Consider the following 7,697-nt stretch of genomic DNA (forward strand, 5'->3'; position numbering starts at 1 on the left):
CCCGACCTATTAACAACCACCCAACACGCTTACAGCCACAAGGCCAAACCCCCAACATAAACAACGCGTTTAGTTCCTATAGCCCTCGTACAGCGTGTCGTCGAGCAGTTCGGCCGGAGGCATGCCGAGGGTGACGGCCGCGGCCGCGATGGCGTTGAGGTCCCATGCGGCGTCGAGGTTCATTCTGGCCGATATGGTGGCCTTGGTCACGCCGGCCGCCTCGCACAGGGCCTGCTGTTCGAGTTCTTCCTTGGCCAGGTGCAGTCGCACGTTCCATGCGGCGACTTCCCGCAGGTGCTCTCCCAGTTCGACGGCCTGTGTCCTTGCCGTGGTGTTGCCGGTCATGTCCGTTCCTTTCGCTCGCGTGCCCTTGGGGGCTTGTGCGCACCATGCTATGGGCGGCGCGCTTGGTTGCGCAATACGACCGCCTCCCCGGTTCGGTCTGGTCGAACCGGGCCGGGAAAAACATGGAAAACGAAAGCGCTCCGCACCGTGTTGGCGCTTGGTGCGGGGCTGATCGACAACCTTGGGCGGGATTCCGAGCGATTCAAGTGACATGAGTCCCGGGATTCGCCCTCCATTGAAAGAGAGTTATCGCAATGACCAATCCTACCATCGCTTCCGCCCCGCGTGCGGCGGGAGCCATGAAAACCATCCCGTCGCTGCGTGTGCGGATCGCCCGCGCGCACCTGCTGGCGGTGTTGCTTCATCCCGCGCGCTCGTCGCGCCGTCGTCGCCGGAGCGCCTGAGATGGGCCGAGCTGTGGCGGCGGTGGCCGTCGTCGCAATCGTCGTGTGTCTGCTGGCGGTGTGGGCGTTGTGCCGCGCGGCCGCGTTGGGCGACCGCATCGGCGAACGGCTCCATGATGCCAGGGGGTCGCGAGGAGGATGCGCGATGAGCGGGCCGGCGGAGCAGTGGGCGTGGCAGTTGCAGGACGAGCGGCTGAGCCTGTCGGAGAAGTTCGTGTTGGTGTATCTGGCGCGAAGGGCGTATTACGACGACGGGTGCGGCGCGTGGCCGTCGGTCAACACCATCGCGGCACATTGCCATTGCACGCGCCGTTCCGTGCTGCGCGCGTTGAAACGTTTGCAGGAGCTGGGCTACTTGCGCGAGGGTGACCAGGAGCTGGCCGCGCGCAATCCCCGCAGCCACGAGCCCATCCCCAGGGGGCATCGTTCCAAGGTGTGGGACGTGGTGATGAAGGGCGCGCAGACCGAGCCGGAGGATATCACCGATCCCGGCGAGACCGACGCAGGCAAGGACGTTCCAGCGAAACCCAGTACAGCCGAACCATCGCGGAGCAAGGAGTGCGCGCGGGGTGACATGGCGTCACCTGACGCAGTGTCACCTGACACAATGTCACCCCAGGGCGATCCCGCCGGTGAGGTGACATCTTGTCCGAAGAGAGGTGACGTCATGTCACCCAATAGACAAGTGATAACCAATGCTCCCCTTGTCCCCTACGGGGACATTCCCCTCGCCGGGGAACAACCCGAGGAGGAGCGAAGCGAGCGTGATGCACCGGATTGGCGTCTGGCGCTGCCTCCCAAGGGCGTACGCGATCCGCTGTGGACGCCAGGGGCGGAGGATGCGGACGAGCGGGTGCGTTCCCGGGCCCTGCAGGAGGTTCGCGTGCTGACGCTGATCCATGACCGTGTGGCGGCCATCGACCCGAAGGCAGCCAGGCCGGCGTCGATGCGAGACCGACGCAAGGTCCACGAGCTGCTGATGGAACGCTCTCTGACGGAGGTCGAGACGATCCTTGATTGGGCGTATGGCAATCCGCGCTGGATCTCATGGCTGGTGGACGGCACGATGGTCGAACGCTACTTCGCGCAGGTCAGCCTCGACATGCACACCAAGCGGGCACGAGGTCCGCAGCATTCCGGCAGCCATGCCGCTGCTGCCGAGCTCACGCCGGTCCATGATCCAGACCGGCCGGTGGCGGTTAGTTCGGGCTTGGCCTGGCGGGTGCCGGTCTACGGCGGCGGCATCCTGTCGATCGCATTGTGCCAGGCGCACCTCGACGGCGAAACCAAGCAGGCAGAGTGTCCGGTGTGCGCCTACGACCGGCGCAACCAAGCCAGCCACGCCATCGGCCTAGAGAAAACCGACCGCGCCGAAGACAAGGAATCCCACGAGGAGGCCAAGGCATGACCGGCATAGCGGATGCCGCGCCCCGTTCGCCGGAGGCGTGGAAGAACATGGGATGCTGCGCGGATTTCCCGCAGCCGTGGGCCGACCTGATGTGGGGCCTGGAGTTCGAGGACAAGCATCCCCTGGCCCGCGTGTTCCGACAGGCGGGCGCGTCGGTATGCGAGCACGACTGCCCGGTGAGGGCCGAATGCCTGGCCTACGCCGGTGCCGCCGGCCTGGAATGGGGCTTGTACGGCGGCCGCTCGTGCACCGACCGGCGCCAGATCGCCCGTCTAGCGGAAGCCGACGGCGTGCCCTGCCGCGACCGCACGGTGCCCTGGGCCCGGCGCTGGGGCCTGTTCGTCGACTGGCTCCAAGCCCATCCCGAAGTCTTCGACACGGCCCGGGGCAAGGCCAGCATGGAACGCGGGCAACGCCGATGGCGCGCCGCAGGCCGCGCCCAACCCAAGAATGAGCCGCATGACCGTCAAACCATCATGCAAACAGACAATCAAGCAATCCGACAATCAAGCAATCAAACAACCGACCATGCCGGCGATCCGGCGAATGGTCCCGAATCCAAGGAGGAAGCATCATGCGAGTAGCGTTGGCGAACGCGAAGGGCGGGGTGGCCAAGACCACCAGCTGCATCTATCTGGCCGCCGTGCTGGCCCGGCGCGGAATCGAGGTGGCGGTCTACGACGCGGACCCGCAGTCCAGCGCCAGCCTATGGGCGGCCGCCGCCGAACAAGCGGGAGACCCGCTGCCCTTCGACGTGCTGCCGGCCAACATGGCCACCCTCGCCCATCTGGGCGGCGACCCGGCCGCAAGGGAATGGTCGATCATCGACGCCCCTCCGCAAGGCCCGCTGCTCGACAAGACGTTGGCCGTGGCCGATTTCGTCATCGTGCCCACCTCGGACTCGCCGATGGACCTCCAGCAGGCATGGGACACGCTCGACCGCGCCCGACGCGCCACCAGGGCGGCCCTACTGCCGGTGCGCGTCGAAGCGAACACCAACGCCTGGGCCCAGACCCTGGCCGCGTTGGAACAAACCGACACCGCACGCTTCGACACTTTCATCGCCAAACGACAACCGATCAAGACCTCGCTCGGCATAAACCCCAAGCAACTGTACGAATACCGGGACCTAGCCGACGAACTAACGCGCATCGCCAAGGAGGAACTGGCATGAAAGGCAACTACCAACCACTGCCCAGACCCGTGCCCTTCGACAAAGTCCTCGACCAACAGGCCGAAGACAAGCAATCCGCCGGGCAGAACAACGCCGGCGAGCCACTGGTCATGTTCTCCCTGCGCCTGCCCGTCCGTCTGAAGAACCGCCTCAAGATCGCCGCCGCCGAACACGGCACGCCCATGCAACAGATCCTGCGCCACGCCATCGAACACGAACTCGACCACTTAGACAGCAACCATGAATGAGGAAAACAATTCGCACTGGCAAGACCGATACTTTTAGCGCTAGGCTGTTGTCTGAAGCCAAAACAACGAAGGGAAACACGGTTGACAAACGTCAAGGCTTATGACTTGACATCTGTGCAGAAAACAGGGTATCCGCTGATATCGGGAGAGCTAAGACGCGGTTGACTTGGCCTCCATATTGACATACTTCCCAGAGAAAGAGAGCATATCATGAAACGTCATATCAAACTTCTTACGGCAAGTGCGGCTGCCGTTGCCCTCGCTATCGGTTGCGAGGGGACAGCATGGGCCGATAATGCCTATGTGTCGGGAGAACTCAATAAGTCCGGCAGCCTTGTGCAGTACGACTACACACGCACGCATACATTCACCGGCCCTATCAGCCTATCAGTGAATAACATGCCGTCAAACTATCTGCGCCTCGGGCTTCGTAACATGAAGGCATCAGGAGGACCGCAATTCACGGACTCACTTCAGTGGAATACCGTTGGAGCTAAGTCTTGGGATAATATTCTCGTTGGCACTCGTTTCGCCTTCCAAGGCAGAATGGGAGCTTGCACTTGGTTCTGCGACACTAATTGGGGTGGTAACCTCACATACTAATAGAGGTCAAGATGAATATTCGACGTATGCAGCGGGCGATTGTCATCTTGCTGATACCTCTTGCACTTGTAGGTTGCTCTTCGACTGAAAACAAGCAGTATGGAGAGCAACCTGCAAGTGCGTTAAGTAATCGGACCGCGCAAACGGTGCGGGTCGAGACCGGTGACATCGTTCCCACGCGTTCTTTGAAAGCGCAGGTCGGCGCTGGCGTTGATTTCGCCGTGCTGGCGACCAAGGTCGGCGTCTTCGTCCCGTCGGTGGAATCCGGCCAGCGGGTCGAGCAAGGGACTGTGTTGGGAAGTGTCGAAAACCGGCAATTGGTTTCTCCCGTGGGCGCGACCGTCGTGAGCGTGATCGCTGCGCGAACGACCGTCCCCGCCAACTATCCGGTCGTGACCCTGCGTTTCGACGGCTTCGGCCTGACCGGGGATCTATCCAATCTCGTGGCGACCGTCGGCAACGCTCCTTTCGCCGGGAAATTCCAGGTCACGGATGGCGTCGGCCCGACGGACTGCTCGGGCGTCGTGCCATTGGCCTCGGACGCATCCTCCGGAGCGGAGGGACAGTCCTCCACGATTTCGATCTCCGATTCCTACGCCTGCCTCATTCCCACCGATTCCTTGGTGAGGGCGGGACAGTCGGCGATACTGGTCGTGACGGCACAGGCACGCAACGACGTCGCGTTGCTGCCGGTCACCGCCGTGGCCGGCAGACTGCAGAAGGGACAGGTCCGCCGTCCCGACGGCACGGTTCTCGACGTCGGCCTGGGCGCCACGGACGGCGCCCGCATCGAAATCACCTCGGGACTGAAGGCGGGAGACGCCGTGTCGGCCACTCCTCCCGATCTGGATTCGCAATCCAAGTAGGGCGGCACCGCATGTCTGAATCAACGAAGCCGCTCGTGGCCCTGCAGGGAGTGTCGGCCGTCGTGACCCTGGGCAACAAGGACAGGCTCACGACGGTGAACGACGTCTCCCTGGAGCTGTTCGCCGGCATGACATACTCGATAGTGGGCAAGTCGGGAGCCGGCAAGACCAGCCTGATAAGCATCATCGGGATGCTGAACACGCAGTTCAGCGGCCGTTACCTGTACAAAGGCCAAGACGTCGGCGCGTTGTCCGACAGGCGGCTTTCGTTCATGAGGGCCGGGCACATCGGCTTCGTGTTCCAGAACTATTCGTTGATCGGTCATCTATCGGCGCTCGAAAACGTCGAGCTGGCATTGTGGTACGGCCAGCATGCCCGCCGTCCCCGCGCCACGGGCGCTTCCGCCTCGGCCCGCAGGCGCAGGTGCCTTGCCGCGCTCGCTTCGGTCGGTCTCAGGGACAAGGCGGGGGAACTGCCGAAAAGACTCTCGGGCGGCGAACAGCAACGGGTGGCGATCGCCCGCGCCCTGGTCAACCAGCCCGAGCTTCTCATCTGCGACGAGCCGACCGGAGCACTCGACACCAAGACCAGCGGCGAGGTGCTTTCGGTGCTGCGGGACGCAGTGCGCGAACATGCCACGACCTTGCTGCTCGTCACCCATGACGATGATCTCGCCGCCACCTGCGACATCACGTACACCATGTCCGGAGGCGAGCTCCATGCTCCGTCAATTGATTAAGGATCTACGGCTCGCCCCATTGCGATCCGCACTCACCGGTCTGTCGATGCTCATAGGGATCGTGGCGGTCATACTCGCCGTCCTCGCGGGAACCATCGGCAAGGACTACCTGGTGGCGATCAACGAACAACTCTACGGGCGCACCCCGCTGGTCACCGTTTCCATGAACAGCCCGAGGCTGAGCGACGCGGATGATTTCTCGCGCCTCGCCGACGCAATCGCGGCCAAGAACCATGAGACGGCAATCATCCTCAACCTTGATACCGACATCACGTTCTCTCCCGGAACGCAGTCAAGCGGAGGAATCAAGGGAGACGTCGTGGCGACCACTCCCGGATATTCGAGCATCTACAACCTTCCGATGAAATCCGGACGCTGGTACGCCGGCGGCGAACGATCGACCGCATCGATCGTCGTCAATCTCGCCGCGGAACAGAACCTTCCCAAGGACTCCACCGCATACGCGAAGACAAACCAAACCACGATCGCGACCCCGTTCACCGTGACCGGCGTCGTCAACGACGGACGCACGGACCCGACCATCTATGTCAACGCCCAAGCGCTGACCCAATACATGAGGATCGTTTCGCGAAGCGCTACCATCCTCTGGCTGGATTTCCCGCAACTCGGCAAGCAACGGGTCAGGACCGTTGTCGAGGACATCCTGTTCGACTCCATAGGAGGCTCCGTGTCCGGCGTTCAGACAATCGACAACGCGCAAAGCTACGAATCGGTGATCGCGGTCATGCAAATCGCGTTCGGCGTCTGCGCCATCCTGCTGCTCTTCGTCTCGGCCATCGGCATCGTCAACATCGGCCTGGCGTCATTGGAATCCAGAACACACGAGCTCCTCGTCAGACGCGCGCTCGGCGCCACGCGGGCATCCCTCATAGGCCTGGTGATCGGAAGCCAGCTCATCATCGGTCTTTCGGTGTCGCTATTGGCCGTCGCCATATCGGCATGCGCGGTAGGCGCGCTCCCGGCGTTCCTGCCGTCATACTCGCCTCTGCAACCCCCTGCGTTCCCCCTCGCCGCCGCCATCGCAGCCGTCTCGGCGGCGCTGGCGACCTCGATCATCGGGAGCCTCGTCCCCGCCATACGCGCGGCCAGGCTCCAACCGGCACTGGCACTGCGGTAGCCCAAACACCACACACATCACCAACAAGGAGATGCAACCAAGATGAAATCCACCCTCACAAACGCAGGCAAGAAAGCGCTGGCGACGGCATGCGCCGGCATCCTCGCCCTGAGCCTCGCCAGCTGCACCAACGGCGACGTCTCGAGCGCGGGCGACTCCAGGAAAATCGTCGGCTACGACGAGATCAACAAGGAATACCGGGAATCCATCGGCAAACTCTCCTGGCCCCAGGACTACACCCCGCCTGAATCCATGCCGTCGGATTCCGGCACGTCCTTCCAACAAGGATGGGGAGACACCCAGGCGTCCAATCTCTTCCAGTGCGCGTGGGAGAAGGAATGGCTCAACACCTATTCCTCTCAACCGGAGCGCAGCGAAGAAGCGCTCAAGGAACTGGAGAAAGTCCCCGAGATGGGATTCATGAGCCCTGACCGAGCCGATGACGCGACCCGACGATTCTTCAAAGACAACATCGACAAAGCCAAACTCGGCGACCCCTCCGGCATCCAACAAGACGTCACCGCAAACTGTCCGGCATCCTAAGACCTTAGGATAACTAAGAATTATATTCTCAATGTATCGCATTAGATAACGATGTATTCTGATGCATTTTACTGTTGCATGAGATATGGCTTGGTTCCCATCTCAATAGAAATGGAATCAAGCCATTTTAATTTAATAGATGGTTGGCCTATAGGAACTAAACGCGTTGTTTTAGGTTCTGTGTGTGGGTTTGGTTGTGTGTTGGTCAGAGTGTGGTGTTGGGGTATC

General features: G+C 62.0%; 11 protein-coding genes. 10 read left to right on the top strand and 1 reads right to left on the bottom strand.

Annotated elements, in window-relative coordinates; all coding sequences use genetic code 11:
- Positions 1-69: 69 nt before the first annotated feature.
- Entirely contained in the window at positions 70-345 is a 276-nt protein-coding gene (locus H3T89_RS08700; RefSeq protein ID WP_198216878.1) for a hypothetical protein, read from the bottom strand.
- Positions 346-599: 254 nt separating this feature from the next.
- Between H3T89_RS08700 and H3T89_RS08705 the strand changes: the two genes are divergently transcribed.
- The 10 genes from H3T89_RS08705 (at position 600) to H3T89_RS08750 (ending at position 7,469) form a co-directional block, all read left to right on the top strand.
- A complete protein-coding gene (locus tag H3T89_RS08705) occupies positions 600-749 on the top strand; it encodes a hypothetical protein (protein ID WP_014484172.1) in 150 nt (49 codons plus the stop codon).
- A gap of 145 nt (positions 750-894) precedes the next feature.
- Positions 895-2,157: a helix-turn-helix domain-containing protein gene (locus tag H3T89_RS08710; protein ID WP_110417553.1), complete on the top strand. Its 1,263-nt coding sequence runs from the start codon at positions 895-897 to the stop codon at positions 2,155-2,157.
- Entirely contained in the window at positions 2,154-2,741 is a 588-nt protein-coding gene (locus H3T89_RS08715) for a WhiB family transcriptional regulator (RefSeq protein WP_015021885.1), read from the top strand. Before H3T89_RS08710 ends, H3T89_RS08715 begins: the two co-directional genes overlap by 4 nt.
- Positions 2,732-3,331 (top strand): ParA family protein, encoded by a 600-nt coding sequence (locus H3T89_RS08720; protein ID WP_015021886.1) that lies wholly within the window; start codon positions 2,732-2,734, stop codon positions 3,329-3,331. The genes H3T89_RS08715 and H3T89_RS08720 overlap by 10 nt, the downstream gene beginning before the upstream one ends.
- The gene (locus H3T89_RS08725; protein ID WP_015021887.1) at positions 3,328-3,579 is read left to right on the top strand and encodes a hypothetical protein; all 252 of its coding nucleotides are present in this window, start codon (positions 3,328-3,330) and stop codon (positions 3,577-3,579) included. The genes H3T89_RS08720 and H3T89_RS08725 overlap by 4 nt, the downstream gene beginning before the upstream one ends.
- A 210-nt stretch (positions 3,580-3,789) precedes the next feature.
- Positions 3,790-4,182 (top strand): hypothetical protein, encoded by a 393-nt coding sequence (locus H3T89_RS08730; RefSeq protein ID WP_046323241.1) that lies wholly within the window; start codon positions 3,790-3,792, stop codon positions 4,180-4,182.
- A gap of 11 nt (positions 4,183-4,193) precedes the next feature.
- Entirely contained in the window at positions 4,194-5,048 is an 855-nt protein-coding gene (locus tag H3T89_RS08735; RefSeq protein ID WP_198216879.1) for a hypothetical protein, read from the top strand.
- 11 nt (positions 5,049-5,059) lie between these two features.
- Positions 5,060-5,788: an ABC transporter ATP-binding protein gene (locus H3T89_RS08740; protein WP_015021890.1), complete on the top strand. Its 729-nt coding sequence runs from the start codon at positions 5,060-5,062 to the stop codon at positions 5,786-5,788.
- On the top strand, positions 5,769-6,926 hold the full coding sequence (locus H3T89_RS08745) for an ABC transporter permease (RefSeq protein ID WP_029679089.1): 1,158 nt from the start codon (positions 5,769-5,771) through the stop codon (positions 6,924-6,926). The genes H3T89_RS08740 and H3T89_RS08745 overlap by 20 nt, the downstream gene beginning before the upstream one ends.
- A 42-nt stretch (positions 6,927-6,968) precedes the next feature.
- On the top strand, positions 6,969-7,469 hold the full coding sequence (locus tag H3T89_RS08750) for a hypothetical protein (protein ID WP_015021892.1): 501 nt from the start codon (positions 6,969-6,971) through the stop codon (positions 7,467-7,469).
- The last annotated feature ends 228 nt before the right edge of the window (positions 7,470-7,697 follow it).

The sequence above is a fragment of the Bifidobacterium sp. W8114 genome (assembly GCF_016101165.1).
Classification (GTDB): Bacteria; Actinomycetota; Actinomycetes; order Actinomycetales; family Bifidobacteriaceae; genus Bombiscardovia; species Bombiscardovia asteroides.

Bases quoted from the DNA above. Each gene is read 5' to 3' on its own strand.
- H3T89_RS08700 (WP_198216878.1), bottom strand. From the start codon at position 345: ATGACCGGCAACACCACGGCAAGGACACAGGCCGTCGAACTGGGAGAG.
- H3T89_RS08705 (WP_014484172.1), top strand. From the start codon at position 600: ATGACCAATCCTACCATCGCTTCCGCCCCGCGTGCGGCGGGAGCCATG.
- H3T89_RS08710 (WP_110417553.1), top strand. From the start codon at position 895: ATGAGCGGGCCGGCGGAGCAGTGGGCGTGGCAGTTGCAGGACGAGCGG.
- H3T89_RS08715 (WP_015021885.1), top strand. From the start codon at position 2,154: ATGACCGGCATAGCGGATGCCGCGCCCCGTTCGCCGGAGGCGTGGAAG.
- H3T89_RS08720 (WP_015021886.1), top strand. From the start codon at position 2,732: ATGCGAGTAGCGTTGGCGAACGCGAAGGGCGGGGTGGCCAAGACCACC.
- H3T89_RS08725 (WP_015021887.1), top strand. From the start codon at position 3,328: ATGAAAGGCAACTACCAACCACTGCCCAGACCCGTGCCCTTCGACAAA.
- H3T89_RS08730 (WP_046323241.1), top strand. From the start codon at position 3,790: ATGAAACGTCATATCAAACTTCTTACGGCAAGTGCGGCTGCCGTTGCC.
- H3T89_RS08735 (WP_198216879.1), top strand. From the start codon at position 4,194: ATGAATATTCGACGTATGCAGCGGGCGATTGTCATCTTGCTGATACCT.
- H3T89_RS08740 (WP_015021890.1), top strand. From the start codon at position 5,060: ATGTCTGAATCAACGAAGCCGCTCGTGGCCCTGCAGGGAGTGTCGGCC.
- H3T89_RS08745 (WP_029679089.1), top strand. From the start codon at position 5,769: ATGCTCCGTCAATTGATTAAGGATCTACGGCTCGCCCCATTGCGATCC.
- H3T89_RS08750 (WP_015021892.1), top strand. From the start codon at position 6,969: ATGAAATCCACCCTCACAAACGCAGGCAAGAAAGCGCTGGCGACGGCA.